This is a genomic window from Desulfonatronum sp. SC1, from assembly GCF_003046795.1.
Taxonomy (GTDB): domain Bacteria; phylum Desulfobacterota; class Desulfovibrionia; order Desulfovibrionales; family Desulfonatronaceae; genus Desulfonatronum.
Window position 1 is genome coordinate 22,644 of the sequence record NZ_PZKN01000035.1, and the last position, 20,294, is coordinate 42,937.

The window sequence follows — 20,294 nt, forward strand, 5'->3', positions numbered from 1 at the left end:
TGCTCTTGTTCGGAGATTGCGGGGCTACCCCCAGAAATGACCGAAAATCATCCCGCTGATCGTGGCCATGATCACCACCAGGGTGACGAAGACCACGGTTTTTTTCGTGCCCATGATGCTGCGAATGACCAGCATGTTCGGCAGACTCAGGGCCGGGCCGGCTAGAAGCAGGGCCAGAGCCGGACCCTGGCCCATGCCGCTGCCCAGGAGTCCTTGCAGGATGGGTACTTCAGTCAATGTGGCAAAGTACATGAATGCTCCGGCAAATGCGGCGAAGAAATTCGCGCCCAGTGAATTACCGCCAACGGCCGCGCTGACCCAGGCCGAGGGGATCAGGCCTTCGGCTCCCGGACGCCCGAGGAGCAGGCCGGCAATCAGTACGCCGATGAAGAGCAGGGGCAGAATCTGCTTGGCGAAGATCCACGACGAGGAAAACCACTGGCCCAATTCGTCTTCACGGGTGCTGATCATCACGGAGAGACCCACAAAGCCGACGACAAAGGCAATGGTCGGTTCTTGCGGAAAGAGCAGGGCCAGGGCTGCCGTGGGCAAGGCGACCATGGCCATCCGGGACCAGGGCAGACCGTACCAGGTGGGCAGAATCACGGCCAGGCCAATGGCGAAAAGTGAGGTCAACAACCATTTGTTGCTGTAGACGGCATGCCATATTCCGGTGGATTCACCGGGGGCGCCCCAGTTGGCGAAGACCAGAATGCCGATCATGCTCATGAAATACAGCCCGGTTTGGGTGAGATTTCTCTTCGGCTCCTCCACGGGCAATTCCGCCATTTTGGCGGCCTTGTCCGCTTCTTCCCGGCGATACAACACGTGCATGATCAAGCCGATGACCACGGCAAAGAATATGGCACCCACGGCTCGGGCGATGCCCAATTCCGGACCGAGAACCTGGGCCGTGAGCACAATGGCCAGGATGTTGATGGCCGGACCGGAATAGAGGAAGGCCGTGGCCGGACCGATGCCCGCGCCCATCCGGTAGATCCCGGCGAACAGGGGCAGAATGGTGCAGGAACAAACGGCCAGGATCGAGCCGGAACAGGAGGCCACGCCGTAGGCGCAGGCCTTGTTGGCCTGAGGCCCCAGATATTTGAGCACGGAATTCTGGCTGACGAACACGCCGATGGCTCCGGCGATGAAAAAAGCCGGGATCAGACAGAGCAGGACATGCTCCTGGGCATACCATCTGGCCAGTTGCAGGGCTTCGTGGACCGCGTTGTCGAATCGGGGCACGCCCACGGGCAGATAAAAAGTGGCTAAAAAAACCGCTACAATGACGGCCAGGGGCTTCCATTCGGATTTCCAGTTCATATCAACACCTTTTGTTGTTCAAAAAAGCGGACTGGATTCCCGCCTGCGCGGGAATGACGTTCTACCCCGCTTTCGCCACATTCACCCCTAGTTGCTTCCAACGCATCAAAATGTCCTGCTTGGACATGAAGCCTTCGTGTCGGAAGAGTTCCTTGCCGTCGGTATCGAAAAAAATCTGGGTGGGAATCATCCGAATGCTGAATTGCCGACCGGCCGTCGGGTTTTTCCAGACGTCGATGAAGTGCGTGGCGAATACCTCTGCGTATTCGACCTTCAATTCCTGAAGGATCGGAGCCATCAACTTGCAGGGGAGACAATTGTCCGCGCCTAGATCCACCATGCGGGGCAGGGGCGAGGGATTGCCGGGAAGCAGGCTCGGGTCCACGTCGTTGTCGGCATCATGGGCGGCGGGTTCCCCGAGGCTTTGCAGGTTGACGGCCGCTCTCTCATCAAGCTGCCCGCTTTGGTGCTGATGGATCAAGACAATAGTCCCGAGTACGGCGATCAGAACGACCGCAATGCCGATATGGGTTTTCGAGTTCATGGGGCTTTCCTGGGAAGGGGAGGGTTAATTGGTTGAGATGCCATGTTGAACGCGGGACTGTAAAATGGACTCGCTAGATATCCAGAAACGGCAAGGCGATGAAGTACAATCCCAGCAGGCCGATGAGCATGCCCGCCCCGCGCTTAAACCACAGGCCGCCAGTGGCCATGGACCGGCTTTCCAGGATGCGGCGGACCAGAGCCGTGGAACTGCCGGCAATGACGATGGGGATGCAGTGGCCGATTCCGAAAAGGACGATCAGCAGAATGCCGTTGGCAAACTGTTCCTGAATGGTGATGATGGCCAGGATCGGGGCGATGAAGCCGAAAGTGCAGGAGCCGGAGAGCACTCCGTAGGCAAGTCCCAGAATCAAGGCTCCAGAACGTCCGGAGACCTTGAGCTTGCTCATCAGTCCGGTGGACATGGAACAGCCGGACACACCAATCATGTCCAGAGCCACCCAGATAAGGATCAGCCCCACCAGGATAGTCCACCAGGGGCCGATGTCCCCGAGCATCCGGCCCAGCAGGGCACAAATGATCCCCACCAGGGCGATGGTCACGAACAGGCCGAAAGAAAACAGGCCCGCGTAGACCGCGGCGGCCCGGCCTTCAATGAGCTTGTTCTGTCCGGCCACGTAGCCGACGATGAGTGGAATGGAAGCCAAGTGACAAGGGCTGAAGAACACGCTGACCATGCCCCACAGAAAACTGCCGGCCATGGCTAGCCCCGTACCGCTGGTGATCCACATGTTCAGGGTAATAAAAAACTGGTCCATACAAATCCTATTTTGAGTTCTGAAAAACCCTATTTTGCTGTACGTTGAAAAACACCCAATTGCTGCGACACAGCAATTGGGTGTTTTTCAACGTACAGCTATTCAACACCGAGCTTGGCCATTTCAGCCTCAATGGACTTTTTGTCCATGAACCCGATATGGCGCTTCGCCTCGTTGCCGTTTTGATCGTAAAAGATCAGCGTGGGGATGACCCGGATGGCGTATTGGTCGATCAGTTCATAGTGGCGATGCAGGTCGATGAACACGATCGCCACCCGGCCCTCGTACTCCCGCTGGAGCTCCTCCCGAATGGGAACCATCATCCGACAGGGGACGCAGTTGACGGCTCCGAAACTGGCCACGGTGACCATGCCGGGCACAGGGATTTCAGGTGGCTCCACGGCCCAGGCCGCAACGGAAATGGTAATGCCGACCAGCAACACCGCAAGACCGTACCGGAAGGCCCAGGCTCCGGAACCGACGGCTTTCATCCGTGGTTGAAAGCGCTCAGGCTGAGATGAAAAGCGCATATTATCCGTTGATCCAGCCCAGCACGTCCTTCTTGCTCGGCACTTTGCCCATGGCCTTGACCTCTTCGTCCACCACCACGGCCGGTGTGCTGAATACGCCGTACTTCATGAATTCCTGCATATCCGTGACCTTCTCCACCTCAACGGCCTTGCCGGACTCGGCCACGGCTTCCCTGACGATCCGTTCCACTTCCGAGCACTTGGCGCAACCTGGTCCCAATACTTTGATGTTCATTCTTCGCTCCTTGTCCTGGTATTTGATTCAACGGTTCTTAAGTTAAGGGTGCCGCCCTTCGCGGCCTGACTTCCACACTCAACGCTGGTTCTTCCGCTCCCCGCAAAGCACGCAAGCGTGTTCCTCGACTCTGAGAGCATTGAAGCGGTCCACGCAGGCCAGAAAGCCACGTACGCATTCCATGCGTAAAGAATAATACACATTGGCCCCACGTTTTTCGTAGCCCACCACGCCGGCCTCCTTCAGCACGGACAAATGCTTGGACACGGTAGAGATGTCGGCTCCAACCAGTTCGCGAAGATCGCATACGCACTTTTCTCCACCAAGCAAGGCGTCCACCAGGAGAATTCGACTGGGGTGGCCCAACGCCTTGAAAATCTTGGATCGGAATTCGTGTCTGTGTCGCATGCGCATGTCCTCGAGTTTGGTATTTGGCAAAATAGCCAAATGTTTGCTCGGCGTCAACCGCAGGGTGTTGGTGCAGTCGCGCGCACGTTTCGGCAACACCGTGGCTTGCCCCACGCCGGCAGAGTGGTTCTTCTACCGGCGTGGGGGCTGTGTCTATATGCGCGTCTACTTCAGCAACAGTAACAGTAACATGCCCACGGGCACGATCCAGGCTACAGCGAGGGCGGGGATGAGGATTTTTTGGAAGCGGAGCAGCAGGCGGGTTTGTTTGAGGGTTTCCGGATCGGCTAGGTCCGCGAGCAGGGCCCCGATCTCCGGGGCGGACTTTTCCAGGCGATCCATGGTGTCCTTGGGCATGGATTCGTACATTTTGGCCATGACGTCCACGGTCTGCGCGGCTGATCGGAAATATCCCTTCTGCTCCCATTCCGTGGCCCGCTCGATATAGTCCATCATCAGGCCGCGCAAGGTGTCGTAGGACTCCTTGCCCAGCTCGGCCACGGCTTCCAACTGGCGCATGGCGTAGTTGATGTTGTGAATGTTCTTCAGAAACAGGATCAGCATCTGCCGCAGCTCCCGTCCGTCCACCTGGACGTTTTCCAGCTCCAACTCCTCCTGCAGGGAGAACATCGCGGCATTGCCCACGATATTCAGGTCTCTGGCCAAATCCTGGGCCATTTCGTTGCGGCTTATCATTTGCCTGGCCATGGAGGAGATATCGTCCAGTTTGCGTTCCAGGGAGGTCAACGTTTCCATGTGTTGTTCCACGGTCATGATCCACCTCCTCTAAGCCGTGACCGAGGTCGGCATTTCCTTGCCGGCCATGGTCATGAATGGGGAAACCGGAAGATCTTTGCCCTTGAGCAGGAGATGCCAGTAGGCCCACCGGAACATCATCTTGCCGTAGTGGTTCATCTTGGTCTCCTTAAGCAGGGTGAAAGGCCCGGCCCCGGGCAGGGGGAATTTCCCGGGCAATGGTTCCTGTGTATAATTGAAGTCGATAAGCAGGGCCTTGCCGAATCCGGACTCGATGAAGCAATTGGAATGCCCATCAAACTTGGGCAGGGGTTCCAGACCGTCCAGGTAGCGCAGGATGTTTTCGATCAGGATTTCGCTTTCAAAGTGGGCCACGGAGCCGGCCTTGGACGTGGGCACATTGGTGGCGTCGCCGATGACGAAGATATCCTGAAAGTTCTTGCTCTGCAGCGTGTGGTTGTCCGTGGGCACCCAGCCCAGGGGATCGCCCATCTCCGAATCGATGATGAACTGCGCGCCCTTCATGGTCGGGATGGAGACCAGCAGGTCGAAGTCGATCTCCCGCTTGTCGTGGGAGACGATGCGCTTTTTCTCGTTGTCCACGTGGCTCAGGGCGAAATCCGGCATGATCTTGATGTTTTTTTCTTCGCAGACGTATTTCAGGGTCTGGGAGGCCAGAGGCTTGGTGAACGGACCGCTCAAGGGCGTGGCAAAGGTGATTTCCACCTTGTCCCGGATGCCCCGCTCATGGAAAAACCAGTCCGCGAGCATCACGAATTCCGGAGGGGCCACCGGACATTTCACCGGCATCTCGGCCACGTTGAGCACGATCCTGCCGCCCTTGAAGGAGCGCATGGCCTGCTGCAGCTTCAAGGCACCGTCCAGGGTGTAGAAGTCGAAGATGGATTTTTGCCAATTCGGACCGAGCAACCCTTCGTTTTCCGTGGGATCACAGCGCGAACCGCTGGCAATGATCAGCAGGTCGTAGTCAATGGTGCCCTTCTTCATTACCACCTTCTTGGCATCAGGGTCCACCTTTTCGATCTTGGAGACGATGAATTTGGCCTCGGAGGGCAGAAATACGTCCCGAGGCTTAAGTACGTCCTCCTTGGACCGATACATGCTGAAGGGGAGAAACAGCAAACCGGGTTGGTAGAGATGGACGCGGTCCTCATCGACAATGGTCACGCTGATCTTGTTCTGGTCGATTTCCGTGCGCAGGTTCTCGCACAGCCGGTTGGCCATCATTGTGCCGGCGGTCCCGGCTCCGAGAATGACGATTTTCCTCATGAGCGCACCTCCTGGTGTGTTTGTGTGAGGTGGAAATGGATGCGGCGTAGACTCTGCCAAAGAGCACCTGTCGCATGGCAACGGATAGAGGTGTGGCTGAAGGTGACGACCAGCGGAGACGAATTGGTGATTTGTCTCCGCTGGTCGCCAGTTGGAAGAATGCGTGAGGGACGAAAATTAAACTTTTACCAATTTGACCTGGCTTTGGTAGAATACCGCGCTACCGCCGACCACGTCACTGAGAGTGGTGTTCCCAAGGATCGGGTCCACGCGCATGGCCGCGTTGGCGTGAAAACCTTTGCCGCGGCGACTATCCATCGTGATGGCCTTTCCGTCGATTTCAAAGGGCTGAGAGCCTTGCGCCCAGTGACCATGGCCCAGGGAAAAGGCCACTACTCCGGGCCGGATGCCTTCCATGGCCTTGACTTTGCCCTGCATCGGGATGGTCGTGCCGTTGCCCAGATCCCAGATTCCTGCGGTGTTGGTGGCGGAAACCACACGCACAATATCTCCGTTTTGCAGACCCATCCGCCGGGCGTCCGAATTCGATATCTCCACGAAGTTCTCCGGGTAGACCGCATTCAGCCAGTAGTTGCCTATGGTCCGGCTCTTGGTCTGGGTGATGAACTTGTAGGTGATCAGCGTCATGTCGTACCCGGCGGCCCGATCGTCGATCAGGTTCCCGGCGCAGTCCGTGGGGCCGGGGATGTAAGCCGCATATGGGACGTAGGTTTCACCGGTCATGGAATGCTTTGTGGTTGCCAGCTTCTCGAAGTACAATCCGAGCATCTTGTCGTACTTGTTCACCAGTTGCTCGTTTTTGTACGCCTCGGCATAGCCCTGAAAGCGTCCACCGCGATTGAGCACGTAGACCACGTACGGCCAAGCTTTCTCGCCTACCACCTGCTTCCACCGCTCATAGTCGTAAACGGTTTTAGGCAGGTGTCGCCGCGATTCCTTGAAGATGCGAATTTCCTCTTCGTCGGCGGGAGGCAGTTTGTCAGAGCCGTCCGCCGCATCTCCGTACGCCACGTTGGCCACCATGCGCAGATAAAGGTCCTCCTCGCGCTTCATGTGCCCGCCGGGACCGAAGATATCTTCTCCATATCCAGGAACTCCCAGTTTCTCAGCAAAGGCCAGGATCATGGATTCCATGTTCATGGGCATTTCCTCGCCGAAAACAGTGACCGTCGGCGTCAGCGGCGCGGCCACGGGTTGGCGGATGGGGAAAACCTTGGGGGCTACGGAAGGGTGCGTCCCTGGAAATTCCCAGCGCTCCAGATAGGTCGTGTCCGGAAAAATATAGTCCGCGTACATGCTCGTCTCACCGATGATGATGTCCGAGGCGATGAAAAGAGGTATTTTGTCAGTATTCTTGAGGATCTCGTTCAAAGTGTGGCCTGATGGAAGGGCGTAGTTTGGCGCACCCATGTACAGCAACAGCGCTTTTATCGGATAGGGATACTTGTCTCCGATGCTGGGAATGACCTCCTGATAGATGTCCGTGGCAAAGGGATACCAGGTCCGCTTGGCCGGGTAGCCTTCAAAAAGCGTACTCTTTTCGTATTCCGCGCTGTGGCGGATGATGTTCAGGCCAAAGGCCCTGATCCCTCCGGCATATTGCTTGGTCACATCGAACGGCTTGCCTGGGCGGTTGCCCGTTCGGTTGTACTGCACGGGCTGACAAAGTCCGCCCTGCCAGCCGGTGTTGCCGATCAGAGCGTTGACCACGTACCAGGCGCAGACATTGTAAAAACCATTGGTATGCTGGGACACGCCCCGGTGCAGGTCGGCCACTGCCTTTTTTCCGTGACTGGTGAATTCCTTGGCGATGTCCACCACGTCCACGGTGTTGACCCCGGCCAGTTCGCACCATTCGTCAATGGTTCGGGCCTTGGCCTCCTCGTGGATGATCTGCAGGACGCTTTTCACTCGAATACCGTTTTCCAGGACCGCGTCCACGAACAACTCGCCTTCGACCGGCGTGCTCTCGTCATTGGGGTCAAAAGACGTGTAAACGGGACCGGCCTTGGTGATGAACGTATCAAATTCCCAGGTACTCTCATCTTTTTTGGCCCGGTTTTCCGTGGGTCGCCCCAGGTCCGAGCCGCGCAGGAACGTGCCGGGTTTGCCTTCGGCGTCGATCTTTACCAGCCAGGCGGCCTGGCTCCAGGTGGGCTCGTTGTCCTGCCGGGACGCGGCCTTGTTGGCATTGGCCAGATAGCGGGCGTCGAAGCGATTGTTGTCGATGATCCACTGGATCATGGCCATGGCAATGGCCGGAACCCCGTTGACCGGCTCCACGGGCAGCCACTTCCAGGCTCTGGAGGCGGTCTTGGAGCAGCGTGGATCGATCACCGCGATTTTCATCCGGCCGTCCACCGTGCCTTCGGTAACCTTCTGCACGCGCAAGGGAGGGCCGTAGTTGGCCTCAAAGGGATTGGCCCCGACAAAGATGCAGAACTCGGCATTGCCCGTGTCCGCCTGCCAGTAGAACTTGCTGCCGCCGGTGAACCTGCCTTCCACGAACTGATCGCTCATCTGTGTTCCCGCGAAGTAAAGGGATCCCTGGCAGACCGTGGTGTGGCCGTGATAGTTGACCGAACCGCAGGCCTTGCTGAAGAAGTCCTTGATCAGGTCGCCGCGACCGTTCTTGATGCGGCCCCAGTTGAAGCAGAACTGGTTGTTTTTCGGCCCCATGTCCGGATGGTCGGGATCGATCAGATAGTGCAGGTCGGCGGCATGTTTGGTCTTATAGTCTCCAATGGTCATTATTTTGTCCACCACCTGCTTGGCGTCGTCGGCCAGGGCCTTGGCAATGGCCGGATCACGCAAAACCACGATGTCCTTCAACCCCTCCACATGGCCCTCGCCGAAAAGGTCTCCGCCATCGACCACTTCCTGGACGGCCTGTTCAAAGGGGATGCTTTTCCATTTGTTTGCGCCGCGGTTGCCGACCCGTTTGAGCACCTGGACGATGCGGTAGGGGTCGTACATGGTCTGGATCCCGGCTTGGCCCTTGGGACAGAGCGATCCCTCAATCAGGGCCGCTTCGGAAATGGGGGTGTTTTCCGGAATCTGGGGAGTCATGCACCAGGGGCTGTAAGGGTTGCCGTCGATCTTTTCGATGCGTCCGTCCCGGATCTTGACCTTGATCCCACAGTTGGTGTTACATTGCTGGCAACAGGAATAGAGTTGATTTTCCGGTTTGTAGTGCTCGTAGGCGTTGTTTTGAATGTCCGCGGCCCTGGCGTCCGGGGTTACGGCGGAGTCGATGACCTGCAACCCCGCGCCGGCGATCGCGGCGCTGCCGCCCAGCAAGGCCGTGTATTTCATGAAGTCGCGTCGATCCATGCGGCCTCCCTGGGGCTGTTCCAGTTCTTCATGCTTTTTATAGTGCTTAGGCATGGTGCGAACCTCCATTGTTGTTGAAAAGGGGCAGATACCGCGTCCCCAAGAGGGTGACCAATAGGCCTGTGGAAATCACCCAGAGGCTGACCAGCCACTCATTGAGGTTGGGCACGTATTCCGTGCGCAGACGGGGATGGTAGAAAACAGCCTCGAGCCCCTCCATCTTGTAGACGGCTAAATCCGGAATAACGAAATTGTAGCGTACAGCGGCAAAAGTGCTGAAGATCAAAAAGCAGGCAATGACCACTGATTTGACGTCCTTGCTTTTGAAAACTAATAAAAACAATGGTATAAGGCTGCCGATGAGCAGGTGTATGATCCAGAAAACCCACCAGTGAGGTCCGAAGACAATGAGGTTAAGGCTGGTAACCACTGCCTCCATGGCTGCCTGGTAGCCGATGAAAAACTGCATGGCTTCCAATCCAAGAAATACCAGGAGTAAAAACAGGATGACTCTGCCCAGGTCCAGGCACAGCCTGTCTTCATAACAGACACCGTCAGGATTGATGGGGTCCCTGCGCCGAAAAACATAGGTCAAGAAGGTGATCAACGCACCGCCGGAGAGCAGGGCCGCGACCACGAACAAAAAGGGCGTCATGGCGCTGTTCCAGACCGGGCGGCTGAGCAGAATCGCGAAAAATGAACCGTTGGTGGCGTAAAAGATCAGACCCACGGGAAGGCTGATCTTTGCCAGAATATGAACCTTATGCATATCCTTTTCGCGCTGTTCCTCACTGTAGCTGGTGCCGCCCATGGCAAGCAATCTATAGATGCGTCTGAGCGAGGAGCCCTTTGTTTCGTCGTTGGACCAGCGAATCAGGTCGCCGCGGATTAGGAAAAATGTTTTCAGGGCGTAAATGCCCAACATGGCGTTGAAGAGCACGAACATCCAGGTCAACATGGAGGAAAATGCCGGCGTAAGAAAAAATTGGTAAAAAGCCCGATGAATTTGACCAAGATCGAGAAGAATGAATTGAACCTCGCAAATCAGGGCCACCAGCACGACAAAAGCGGAGAGTGGCCCGATTTCCTCGAACTGTTTCATGCCCAGCACGTAGGTCATGATGGTCACCAAAAAAGCGCCGGCGGACAGACCGAGAAAGAAAAGATAGAACGCTACCCACAGCCCCCAGGGGATATAGGAGGTGAGGGCCGTAGGATTCAAGCCGTTCAGCAGCCGGTCAACAAGTCCGATTCCTCCGACCACCAATCCGACCGCGGCAATGATCATTAAGGGTACGAAGTATTTGTATTTCATGTTCAACCTCCTTATTTGAGATAGTACAGGGCCGGTTTGGTGGACAGTTCGGGTTTAAGTACGAAGACCCGTGGGGAGGCCAGTAATTCGGCGATCAGGCTGTCCGGGTCATTGCGATTGCCGAAGAACGTGGACCGACCGATGCACGTCGTCACGCAGGCCGGGAGCATGCCTTTGTCCAATCTGTGCTTACAGAAATGGCATTTACGGGCGTTGCCGATGGGGGAGCGCCATTTGCGTTGCGGCAATTCTTCGCCGTACTCGGGGGCGGGGTGGCGTTCATAAGCTTCAGCGCAAGCGGTTTTACCCAAGAGATTTCCCGGTTGGTCCGGGGTGTTGTTGGTGTACCATTCTCCAAAATCCGAGGTTCTGGCGGCATAGGGACATGCCACTAGGCAGTACCGACAACCGATACAACGATTGTACTTCATTATCGTAATGCCCTGGGCATCCTTGTACGTCGCGCTGACAGGACAGACCTTCACGCAGGGAGGATTTTGGCACTGCAAACAGGGTCTGGGCACAAATCTTCGGCGGACATTGGGATACGTCCCGATCTCTTCTTCCAGTACAGGTCGGTAGACCACGCCCGGGGGCAGCTTGTTCTCGGCCACGCAAGCCAGGGTACAGGCATGGCATCCGACGCATTTTGCCAGGTCGATGACCATGCTCCACTTGATCTTTGAATGATCGCCGGCCATGGCCCGTTGCACGTCGCGTTGCATGCGCACGAGCAGATCTTCACTGGGCAGGATTCTTGCCACGGGATACCTCCTTGAATTTTAACCAGATTTGATCGTATTTGATCGTAAAGCGAAAAGACTGTTGGCGGCTGTGTTGGCGATTTTGACTGATGTCCCGGGTCCCTCCTTATCTTGTAATTGCTCACTTCATTGCTGAAGGACAATGAGATAGGTCTAGGGCGGATCGCAGGCAATAAATCAATTCTTCCGGATCAATTAGCTTCGATATGACCGCGAAAAGATGTGTGCGTAACGCATCCTCAAGTTCCGGATGAAAAACTTTTCCGGAAATACCGATGATAATGACGTCTGGACGGACGCTTTTGATTTTGCGGATCATTGCGTTTGTGACGCCGTTCATTTGCAAATCTAGAAGAACGATGCATGCTCCCGAATGACCGAGGACCCTTTCGAAGTCTTGCAAACTGGGTACGAAAGAAAAAGCTTGGCCAACAACCTTAACCGCTTCCAGCACCGTTTGGCGATTTTCATCGTACTTTCCAACCAGTAATATTGGGCATCCCACGCTCGCCCCCTTTTTTATGCTTGGTCGTGGCGATTATCCGCAAAAAACAGTAACTCTTAAAGCAAAGGCCATGCCGTTGATCAGGGGCATTTCCCCGCTTTTTACATATCAATCCGACATCATTGCTTTAACTGATGGCATGCAGCCAGCGCACTGGATTCGGTGGAGCATTGTGTCGGCTATGTTGTGTCCAAAAACGAAACATTTTTTTAATTATTTTAAAATTAGTTTTTGGTTTAAGCTGGTTGTAGTGTGTAAATGTTGGACACAGTGATATGGATTTGCAGATATTTTACTGGTGCAATGTCTGGAAATATGATGGGCGGATCATTACACGGCCCTGGAAAAATCCTACCAGGACTTCTACGCTAAGCTGCTGACCACCGTCGCCCTGTTCTTCGAAAACAGGCTGGAACGCGGCCGGACAACACTCAGAGAACTGGAGGAGAGCCACGTCTTCATCTTAGGCAAGTTACGGGCCGTCATGAGCACGGCCACCGACGACGGCTGCGTGCCGTGTTTTTCGCGGTAAGCGTGGCGGACGCGGTTTATGATCAGCCGAGGGCGTCCGGAGGAGTCCGCACGTAGTCGCGGATTTCGTCGCGCACCCGGCGGTAGTGGCCCAGGGCCTCTTCCTCGGATTGGGCGGGTCGTCAACGCCGACGTGGAGCCGCTTTGTCTTGGCGGGGAAAAAGGGGCAGGTTCACGAAGTAGCCGTGGAGGCCGTGGCTCAGACCGTCACGGCCCTGAAACAGATCGCGGAGCGGCCGGTCGGAGATCCCCACATGGACGACATTCTGATCAGCCATCCGGTGGAGGTGTTGCGGGAAGCGCTCCTCGACGCCTACCTTGGTTCATCGACTGCGCGATGGTTACGCATCATCAGCTGCGATCCCCAGCCGCTTCATCTTGGCATAGAGCGTACTGCGACCGATGCCTAGGCGCTGGGCGGCCAGTTTTTTGTTCCATGAGCAGGATTCCAGAGCTTCCAGAATGATCGTCCGCTCCTGTTCCTCCAGGGTGACCGAGGATTCCTGGGACGATGCAACGGCCTTCAACCGGGTCGGCAGCTCCTCCGGAGTGATCACCGAGGACTTGGCCAGGACCGTGGCTTGTTCCACGACGTTTTCCAGCTCCCGGACATTGCCCGGCCAGGGGTAGTCCAGCAGCAGACGCATGGCCTTGGAGCTGAACTCAGTGATCGTTTTCTTTTGATCCTCGCTGAAGTGGCGCAGGAAGTGAGCGGCCAGCAGGGCCACGTCGTTGCCGCGATCCCGCAGGGGGGGAAGCTGGACCGGGATCACGTCCAGACGGTAGTAGAGGTCCTCGCGAAACCGGCCGGATTTGACCTCCTCCAGCAGGTTCTTGTTCGTGGCCGCCACGATGCGCACGTCCACGGTCACGGTCCGCTCCCCGCCGACGCGCTCGAAGCGCTGGGTCTGAAGCACGCGGAGCAGCTTGACCTGGGCCGAGGCGGAAATCTCGCCGATCTCGTCCAGAAAGACGGTCCCGCCGTCGGCCTGCTCGAACCGCCCCGGACGCTGCTTCAATGCCCCGGTGAAAGCCCCTTTCTCGTGACCGAACAGTTCGCTCTCCAGGAGCGTGGCCGGATAGGCCGAACAGTTGATGACCACGAAAGGTTTGATCTTGCGGGGACTGAGATCGTGAATGGCCCTGGCCGCCAGTTCCTTGCCCGTGCCTGATTCACCCTGGATCAGCACCGTGGCGTCCGTGGCGGCAACGTCCTCAATCAGGCGGAAAATCTGGGTCAGCTTCGGGTCGCGACCAATGATGCCCATGAAGCTGGACTGGGAGTCCTGACGGGTCAGAAACTGCTGCGCTTCCGCCTCCTGTTTGACGGCGCGGCGCAGGGTCCCGGCGGCCTGGGACATGACGAGGCTGACCAGTTCCAGATCCCGGGGCTGACAAGCGCATTTCTTCACGCAGCCCACGATCATGGCTCCGCACAGGATATCCTCGTGATACAGGGGGAGAATGGACTGGCCGGGGAGTTTTGCCAGGCTTTCAGGAATCATGGGCGGGTGGAAGGCCGGGAACTCGGGCTGAAAAATCGGTTCCATACCCTGGAGCAAGGCTTCGGCTTCAGCCGCGGCCCGCGGGTCCGTGACTTTGCGGACATCTTTCGCAGTGAGCACGAAAAACATCTCCCGCCCGGGATTGAAGACCAGCAGACTGACGTCTCGACATTGCAGAATGCCCTTGGTTTGCCGGATCAGGTATGCGGCGATTTCCGGCAGGGAACCCAGAGCCGAAACGTCGCGGACGATTTCACAGGATGCCCGCAACTGGCTCTGAGTCTGCTCCAACTCGGTGGCCTGATCCTCCAGCCTGCGGGTATACTCGTGGATGCGCTCGGTCATGGCGTTGAAGGCTTCGGCCAGCACGGCGATCTCCTTCTGTCCCTGGACCGGGATGGGCGATCTGCTCTTGTCCGGTGCGTAGTCCTGGGCCGCCTGGACCAAAGCGAGCAGGGGCCGGGTTGTGCGATTCAGGAACAGCAGGCCTCCGCCCAGGGCTGGAAGCAGAATCACCAGGGCCACAAGGCCGATGGAGACCCACAAGTTTCGGATTTCCCGACGCAGATGTTCCTCAGATACGCCCAGACGCAGGATGCCGGCATGGCCCTCGAAGATGGGCAGGGCCATGTCCAGAAGTTTGTGACCGGTTTCGGAAACGATTCGTTGCGTCACTGTCCCGTCGTCGGGAAAGTGTCCGGGGAGATTGAAGTTCAGCAGATCCCAAGGTATTTCCCCGCCAAAGGTGCTCGCCAGGACCCGGCCTTCGCGGATGATGAACAGATAGCTCAATGAAGGGTGGGCCGTGCGGTGTCGATCCAGCATGTTCCGCAGGCTGACCAAGTCGTTAACCAGGACCAAATCAGCTGCTTCCGCGGCCAGGGCGCGGCCCACGTTTTCAGTCTGGGCGGCCAGGGTCTGCTCCAGGCTCTGAGCGTAGCGGTGCGAAGCCAGCAGGGTCACCAGCAGGGTGCTCAGCGCCACGAGCCCGGCCACGGCGGCCAGGAGGGTCCCCTTGAGGGAGCGTGGTTTCATGGTGCGCCGCGCTCCCGAAGGGCCTGCACGGTTTCATGCAGCTCCCGGATCGAGGCGTACCAGGCCGGATCAGCGGGAACAAAGCGGTCGATCATCAGTTCGCCGAGAATGACCGCTCCCTCGGGGTCCGTATGCATGTTCAGAAGGAGCCGTTGGATTTGGCCGACCCGTTCCCGCGGCATGTCCGGGGCGATTACGATGGGCGGGATGCCGTACGGCTTCGAGCGCTTAATGATCCTGGTCCGGGACGTATGTTCGGGGTTTTCTCGGGCGTAGTAATCCCAGATCAGGCTGTCCACGGCCGCACCGTCCACCAACCCCTGGGCCACGGCCTGGATGGAATTGTCGTGGCTGTAGGTGTAGATCACGTCCCGGAAAAAGCTCTCCGGCCGCTCGCCTATTTCGGCCAGCCAGTATTCCGGCACCAACCGGCCGGTGTTGGAGTGCGGGTCCGTGAAGGCGAAGATGGTCCCGCGCAGGTCTTCCAGAGACTGGTGAGTACCTTCCTGATTGACGATCAGGTAGGAATAGTACGCGGGAGCGCCCTGAACCACGGGAGCGACCAGCAGCTCGAACCCGTGCTCTTCCCGGCCCAGAGCGTAGGGACCGGAACAGATGAAGGCTAGGTCGATCTCTCCTTGCCCCAAAATTTCGTTCACTTCGGCGTAGGTCTTGCGCTGCACGAATTCCAGTTCCATCTCCATTTTTCGGCTGACGTAAGCCAGGAGCTGGAGATAGATTCCGTGGGTCTCCTTGGGAGAGATCATGGCCCCCACCGCGGCACGCAGCACGGGGCGCCCGCCGGCATCGGCCACCGGTTCGGAAATCGCGACGGTTTTGCTGAAGTCCACGGGCCTGACCTCCTCCCCCCGCTCGCAACCGGCGAGCAGAAGCAGGCTAAACAGCACCGCCTGGAACAACATGAGGCGCGAAGCGTTGCGCATGAAGACCTCCTGCTCATCAACACATCGTGACGGAAAAATTCGACATGCTCGACCTTACCCGGATATTGAGATGGTTTGCAAGAAGGCTGTTCCATGTTTATCCAACGCTGAATATCTTGTCCGCTTCAGGATCCCTCGTGTCGTGGACTTCATGCTATCAGCCTCTCCAAATTGTGCGGAGCACTCCGCGCTTTTCCGTTGGCGTCTGCACGCTTTTCCAGGCTCGCGGACTGCGAATGGTTCGCAAATTGTCCCTGTTGGTCAACCTTGCCAAGGGATGGCGACATAGCACCCAAGACGACGTCAAAGATTTTTCTAATCTTCTGAAATGTTGAGTGGAGTTTTGCATTATGGCTTCTTTTCAAAGTGCTAGCCAAGTATACGCAGCCTGCGTGAGACATTTTAACAATATCTTTGAGGATGACCGGTGCCAGCGTCTGACTTTTACAGGTCCCTGCATTTTCCCGCCCGCGCCGACTTTTGACATTTCAGTCCAAGCCCCATACATCCCAAAACGTTCCTGAATGCATCCCAACAACCGCGCGCGGGTAACGGACGCACGCCCAACGCTTTTCCTTCCACCCGGGGTGACCCATGAAAATCTATTTCTTCCTGCTGGCGATTCTTTTCCTGGCCACCACCGCCACGCGGTTGTTGCTGCTCGCCATCTCCGCCGAACCCGCGCTCACCGTGAAAATCCTGGCCGACATCGCCTTTTTCGCCCTCTGCCTGCTGGCCTGCCACGGGTTGGCCTTTGGACGACGCTACTTCTCCTCGGCGTTCTGGACCTGGCCGGGGCGGCTGACGTTGATCCTGGGCGGGGTCCACGTCTTGCTGGTGCTGTCCACCCTGGACGAGTCCGCTTCACCGTTCTGGCCCATTGACCTGGGCATGGCGGTGGTCATCTACGGCCTCTTCGCCATTCCCGCGATCCTTTACGTCAATGAGCTGAAAACCGGAGCATCCTCGGCTTCGGGTCCGTAACGGACCGAGCAAGGCCCGTCCTCGCCCCTGATCCGGGCGACCTGCAACGGTAACGCGACACACCCCCGCGCGGCGTGTTTCGTCCATTCCCTCGGCGTATTCCCCTTTCACTCTTTCCTCTGGTCATGCCCATGCCTCTTGTCTCTCCCGGCACGGATGCCGCGGGCTATCCGGCCTTTCGATCCGTGGTTCCCGGCCTGCTCAGCCTGATGGGCATTTTTTTCGCCAACTTCATGACCCGGGTCGTCCTCGCGCCGTTTTTGCTGCATATCCGCGACGATTTCGACCTGACCAAGGCCCAGGCCGGGGAGCTGTTCTTCATCGTCTCCCTGGGCTACAGCGTGGCCCTGCTCTGCTCCGGCTTCTTCTCCTCCCGCCTGGAGCACCGTCAGGTGATCATGGTTTCCGCGGTGGGCATCGCCCTGGCCCTGGTCCTGGCCGCGTTCAGCCCGAACCTGCTCTGGCTGCGGTCGAGCCTGCTCTTGGTCGGCCTGTTCGGCGGGCTGTACTTCCCGTCCGGCTTCGCCGTGCTCACGTCCATGGTTCCGCACACCAACTGGGGCAAGGCCCTGGCCATCCACGAACTGGCCCCGAACCTCAGCTTCGTCCTGGCCCCTCTGCTGGCCGAAATGATGACCGGCCTGGGTCTGGGCTGGAGGGCGGCCCTGGCCGGAAACGCCCTGTTGGCCCTGGGCGCCTTGGTCCTGTTCCTCAGGTACTGCTCCGCGGGTCGGGAGAAAAGCATTCCTCCCCGGCCCAAAGCCTACCTGACCACTTTGGGTCAGGGCCGCTTCTGGATTCTGGCCGTCTTTTTCGCCATGGCCATCGGAGCCACCCAGGGCGTCTACTCCCAAACCCCGCTGTACCTGGTCAGCGTGCGCGACCTGCCGGCGGACTGGGTCAACTACCTCCTGGCCGCGTCCCGGGTTTCCGGCCTGTTTCTGGTCTTCTGGGCCGGGATGATCGTGGATCGCCTCGGTCCCATCCGGGCCTTGCGTATTTTCGTCGCCCTCACCGGCATCGCGACCATCACCTTCGGCCTGCTGCCCGGAAGCTGGGTCATGCTGGCGGTGCTGGTCCAGCCGACCATGGGCGGGTGCTTCTTTCCCGCCGGGTTCGCCGTGCTCTCCCTGGTCTACCCCGCAGCCGTCCGCCCCCTGGCCATCTCCCTGGTCGTGCCCATGGCCGTGCTGGCCGGAGGCGGACTGATCCCGGCCGGACTCGGCATCTTCGGCGACCACGATCTCTTCGCCCTGGGCTTCATCCTTCTGGGCGCGGCGATCCTGCTCAGCACGGTCCTGACCACGGCCCTCAAGCCGTCGCCGTCGCCTTCACCGGTGCCGTCGCAAGATCAACCCACGCCCTGATTCGCCCGATCGGTCTGGCCCGCCCGATCCGCCCAATCCGTCTGATCCGCTTTTCCCCCGCGCAGCCGAAACCTTCGCCCGCCCGCCCAACACCATTGACGAAAAAGCCCGCGTCCGGCACCTCTCTCCGGGGCGAACGCGCGGCACGACCGGGATCGGCCCGGCCCAAACACATGCTGCGGTTGGGGTGATCGACGACAACATTTTGGAGCAGCGGGCATGAAGACCTATTCCGTACGATTCAGTCATTCAGGAAACGAAGCGAACATTTCCCACGACGCGCTGCGGGCTGCGGTGGTGGATTTTCTGGAGCGCTGGGGCACGCGGTTCTATCTGGGGCCGGACTTCGGAACGCTTTTGGGCCATGGCGACCGGTTCGCGAACCTGCTTCGAGCCTGTGGAAAGGACGAGGCGGCGTTTTTCCAGGAGGTCTTGCATCAACTGGCCCAAGCTCATCACCAGATGGACGATCAGGAAGGTCCGGAGGTGCGCGTCTCCGGGATCGTTCTGCCCAAGCGGCTGCTGCTGGTCTTCCTGGAGCAGATGCTTCCCGGCGACGGGTTCGTGGCGGTGCGTTCCGTGGAACAGTACGCGGAGTTGACCAACACCGTGGTTCCGGGGGAACAACGCGAGGATCTGCAACAGGTCATCGACACCTACCCGGTGCGGCTGTCCCGGCATGTCCTGCGCCAGTCCCGCCTGTCCCGGCATGTAGCCTATCAATTCATGCCCTTTGTCCAGGAGCTGGACCAGACCGGCCTGAAAAACACCTGGATCGGCCAGTTTCACCAGGGGCTCTTGGAACAGATGTATCAGAACCGACCGATCTTCGTCCTGCACATGAGCTGCCCGGTCTACTGCCGATTCTGCTTCCGCAAGCACAAGGACTGCCGCAACCTGCCAGCTCCCACGGTGGAGGACGTCCAAAAGGCGGTGGAGCACATCGCCGCATCGCCCCAGATCAAGGAGATCGTGCTCACCGGCGGGGAGCCGCTGATGAACAAGGCCACCCTGACCACGGCCGTGGCCGGCTTGGCCGGGATTCCCCACGTCCAGACCATCCGGATCGCCTCCCGATGCATCTCCTACTATCCGTCCCTGTTCTTCGCGGAGAACGAATTCTGGCTGAACTACCTGATCAACCAGAACCGGGAGCTGCAAAAGACCAACAAAAAAATCGAAATCGCCACCCACTTCATCCACCCGGACGAAATCTCCCACTACAGCCTGGAAATCATTTCCCGGCTGGTCAAGGGCGGGGTCGGCGTCTACACCCAGACACCGTTCCTGAAGGACTGCAACGACACCGGCGCGGAACTGGCCGAACTCTACGCCCAACTGCGCGCCGTGGGCTCCGAGCTGCACTATATCTACATCCCGTGCAGCCCGATCCAGGGCAACAACATCTACTGGACGCCCATTTCCGCGGGCCACGCGGCCCTGGCCCATCTGCGCGGCCACCTGCCCGACCGGGCCATGCCCATTTTGTGCACGGCCACCAAGATCGGCAAGATCGACTGGAACACCAGCGGCTGGGCCGTGGAGCAGAGCGGGGAGGAGCCGGACATGATCTGGATCCGCACGCCCTACACCGAAGGCTACTTCAAGTCCTTTGCTCCGCGATTTTCCCTGGAGAAGAGCCGCGTGAACCGCGAAGAAACCCTGGACTCCCGGTTCATGGCCCAGATCGGCGACGAGTCCCTGTTTTTCGGCCACCTTTCCCAAAGCGCACCCCCGGTCAGGGACTTTGACCCCGAGGAGCTGGGCCGGGTCCAGCAGCTCATTTGCCGGGACCAGCGCATTCGCCAAAGCATCGTCCCCACGGGCATCGAGGCCCTGCAGCGCGTCCACCGCGCCCAGGTGGAGGTGGACGTGTCCGCGAACCGGGGCATGGACGACATTCTGGAGTACATCCGGGCCAATCCGGAGATTTCGGACGTGGTCCTGGCCGCGGAAGACAAGATTCTCAACCACCTGTCCGAGGTCCAGGCCTATGCCCGGGCTCTGCGCTCCCTGCCCCAGGTCACCGCCCTGCGGGTGCGCAGCCTGATGTTCGCTTATGAACCCGAAGCCTTCACCGACGACGTGATCGCGGAACTCATCGCCCTGAACCACCTCGATCC

General features: G+C 58.4%; 18 protein-coding genes and 1 pseudogene. 3 read left to right on the top strand and 16 right to left on the bottom strand.

The features are described from left to right. Positions 1-24: 24 nt before the first annotated feature. From C6366_RS15815 to phnD, 16 genes and pseudogenes are all read right to left on the bottom strand, one after another. On the bottom strand, positions 25-1,326 hold the full coding sequence (locus C6366_RS15815; protein ID WP_107739655.1) for a permease: 1,302 nt from the start codon (positions 1,324-1,326) through the stop codon (positions 25-27). Positions 1,327-1,387: 61 nt separating this feature from the next. Continuing rightward, the gene (locus tag C6366_RS20345; RefSeq protein WP_107739657.1) at positions 1,388-1,870 is read right to left on the bottom strand and encodes a co-chaperone YbbN; all 483 of its coding nucleotides are present in this window, start codon (positions 1,868-1,870) and stop codon (positions 1,388-1,390) included. A gap of 73 nt (positions 1,871-1,943) precedes the next feature. Next, positions 1,944-2,648 carry a cytochrome c biogenesis CcdA family protein gene (locus C6366_RS15825; protein WP_107739659.1) on the bottom strand — a complete coding sequence of 235 codons (705 nt, stop codon included), beginning with the start codon at positions 2,646-2,648 and terminating at the stop codon, positions 1,944-1,946. 98 nt (positions 2,649-2,746) lie between these two features. Beyond that, positions 2,747-3,178 (bottom strand): co-chaperone YbbN, encoded by a 432-nt coding sequence (locus C6366_RS15830; protein ID WP_233248536.1) that lies wholly within the window; start codon positions 3,176-3,178, stop codon positions 2,747-2,749. Between the two features lies 1 nt (position 3,179). After that, positions 3,180-3,413: a thioredoxin family protein gene (locus C6366_RS15835; RefSeq protein ID WP_107739662.1), complete on the bottom strand. Its 234-nt coding sequence runs from the start codon at positions 3,411-3,413 to the stop codon at positions 3,180-3,182. Positions 3,414-3,491: 78 nt separating this feature from the next. After that, entirely contained in the window at positions 3,492-3,821 is a 330-nt protein-coding gene (locus C6366_RS15840) for a helix-turn-helix transcriptional regulator (protein WP_107739664.1), read from the bottom strand. Between the two features lie 165 nt (positions 3,822-3,986). Then, positions 3,987-4,595: a hypothetical protein gene (locus tag C6366_RS15845; protein ID WP_107739666.1), complete on the bottom strand. Its 609-nt coding sequence runs from the start codon at positions 4,593-4,595 to the stop codon at positions 3,987-3,989. A gap of 12 nt (positions 4,596-4,607) precedes the next feature. Then, the gene (locus tag C6366_RS15850; RefSeq protein ID WP_107739669.1) at positions 4,608-5,867 is read right to left on the bottom strand and encodes an NAD(P)/FAD-dependent oxidoreductase; all 1,260 of its coding nucleotides are present in this window, start codon (positions 5,865-5,867) and stop codon (positions 4,608-4,610) included. Positions 5,868-6,044: 177 nt separating this feature from the next. Continuing rightward, positions 6,045-9,275 (bottom strand): molybdopterin-dependent oxidoreductase, encoded by a 3,231-nt coding sequence (locus C6366_RS15855; RefSeq protein WP_233248537.1) that lies wholly within the window; start codon positions 9,273-9,275, stop codon positions 6,045-6,047. Continuing rightward, complete coding sequence (gene nrfD / locus C6366_RS15860; protein ID WP_107739671.1) at positions 9,268-10,536, bottom strand: NrfD/PsrC family molybdoenzyme membrane anchor subunit; 1,269 nt, start codon at positions 10,534-10,536, stop codon at positions 9,268-9,270. Before nrfD ends, C6366_RS15855 begins: the two co-directional genes overlap by 8 nt. An 11-nt stretch (positions 10,537-10,547) precedes the next feature. Next, entirely contained in the window at positions 10,548-11,300 is a 753-nt protein-coding gene (locus C6366_RS15865; protein ID WP_199221539.1) for a 4Fe-4S dicluster domain-containing protein, read from the bottom strand. A gap of 121 nt (positions 11,301-11,421) precedes the next feature. Continuing rightward, positions 11,422-11,805 (bottom strand): hypothetical protein, encoded by a 384-nt coding sequence (locus C6366_RS15870; RefSeq protein WP_158269823.1) that lies wholly within the window; start codon positions 11,803-11,805, stop codon positions 11,422-11,424. 554 nt (positions 11,806-12,359) lie between these two features. Further along, a pseudogene (locus C6366_RS20350) lies at positions 12,360-12,505 on the bottom strand (arsenate reductase ArsC); the annotation flags it as partial. Next, complete coding sequence (locus C6366_RS19715) at positions 12,459-12,614, bottom strand: hypothetical protein (protein WP_158269824.1); 156 nt, start codon at positions 12,612-12,614, stop codon at positions 12,459-12,461. The pseudogene C6366_RS20350 and the gene C6366_RS19715, both read right to left, overlap by 47 nt. A 63-nt stretch (positions 12,615-12,677) precedes the next feature. Then, entirely contained in the window at positions 12,678-14,876 is a 2,199-nt protein-coding gene (locus C6366_RS15880; RefSeq protein WP_107739675.1) for a sigma 54-interacting transcriptional regulator, read from the bottom strand. Beyond that, positions 14,873-15,820 carry a phosphate/phosphite/phosphonate ABC transporter substrate-binding protein gene (phnD, locus tag C6366_RS15885; protein WP_107739677.1) on the bottom strand — a complete coding sequence of 316 codons (948 nt, stop codon included), beginning with the start codon at positions 15,818-15,820 and terminating at the stop codon, positions 14,873-14,875. The genes C6366_RS15880 and phnD overlap by 4 nt, the downstream gene beginning before the upstream one ends. Before the next feature lie 594 nt (positions 15,821-16,414). On the opposite strand from phnD, the gene C6366_RS15890 reads away from it, so the two are divergent. From C6366_RS15890 to C6366_RS15900, 3 genes are all read left to right on the top strand, one after another. Next, complete coding sequence (locus tag C6366_RS15890) at positions 16,415-16,804, top strand: hypothetical protein (protein ID WP_107739679.1); 390 nt, start codon at positions 16,415-16,417, stop codon at positions 16,802-16,804. Positions 16,805-16,935: 131 nt separating this feature from the next. After that, a complete protein-coding gene (locus C6366_RS15895; protein ID WP_158269825.1) occupies positions 16,936-18,171 on the top strand; it encodes a nitrate/nitrite transporter in 1,236 nt (411 codons plus the stop codon). Positions 18,172-18,390: 219 nt separating this feature from the next. Beyond that, positions 18,391-20,294 (top strand): radical SAM protein (locus C6366_RS15900; protein WP_107739683.1); only part of this gene is annotated, 1,904 nt, incomplete at its 3' end.

Coding starts and splice junctions, on each gene's coding strand:
- C6366_RS15815 (WP_107739655.1), bottom strand. CDS start 1,326: ATGAACTGGAAATCCGAATGGAAGCCCCTGGCCGTCATTGTAGCGGTT.
- C6366_RS20345 (WP_107739657.1), bottom strand. CDS start 1,870: ATGAACTCGAAAACCCATATCGGCATTGCGGTCGTTCTGATCGCCGTA.
- C6366_RS15825 (WP_107739659.1), bottom strand. CDS start 2,648: ATGGACCAGTTTTTTATTACCCTGAACATGTGGATCACCAGCGGTACG.
- C6366_RS15830 (WP_233248536.1), bottom strand. CDS start 3,178: ATGCGCTTTTCATCTCAGCCTGAGCGCTTTCAACCACGGATGAAAGCC.
- C6366_RS15835 (WP_107739662.1), bottom strand. CDS start 3,413: ATGAACATCAAAGTATTGGGACCAGGTTGCGCCAAGTGCTCGGAAGTG.
- C6366_RS15840 (WP_107739664.1), bottom strand. CDS start 3,821: ATGCGACACAGACACGAATTCCGATCCAAGATTTTCAAGGCGTTGGGC.
- C6366_RS15845 (WP_107739666.1), bottom strand. CDS start 4,595: ATGACCGTGGAACAACACATGGAAACGTTGACCTCCCTGGAACGCAAA.
- C6366_RS15850 (WP_107739669.1), bottom strand. CDS start 5,867: ATGAGGAAAATCGTCATTCTCGGAGCCGGGACCGCCGGCACAATGATG.
- C6366_RS15855 (WP_233248537.1), bottom strand. CDS start 9,275: ATGCCTAAGCACTATAAAAAGCATGAAGAACTGGAACAGCCCCAGGGA.
- nrfD (WP_107739671.1), bottom strand. CDS start 10,536: ATGAAATACAAATACTTCGTACCCTTAATGATCATTGCCGCGGTCGGA.
- C6366_RS19715 (WP_158269824.1), bottom strand. CDS start 12,614: ATGGCTGATCAGAATGTCGTCCATGTGGGGATCTCCGACCGGCCGCTC.
- C6366_RS15880 (WP_107739675.1), bottom strand. CDS start 14,876: ATGAAACCACGCTCCCTCAAGGGGACCCTCCTGGCCGCCGTGGCCGGG.
- phnD (WP_107739677.1), bottom strand. CDS start 15,820: ATGCGCAACGCTTCGCGCCTCATGTTGTTCCAGGCGGTGCTGTTTAGC.
- C6366_RS15890 (WP_107739679.1), top strand. CDS start 16,415: ATGAAAATCTATTTCTTCCTGCTGGCGATTCTTTTCCTGGCCACCACC.
- C6366_RS15895 (WP_158269825.1), top strand. CDS start 16,936: ATGCCTCTTGTCTCTCCCGGCACGGATGCCGCGGGCTATCCGGCCTTT.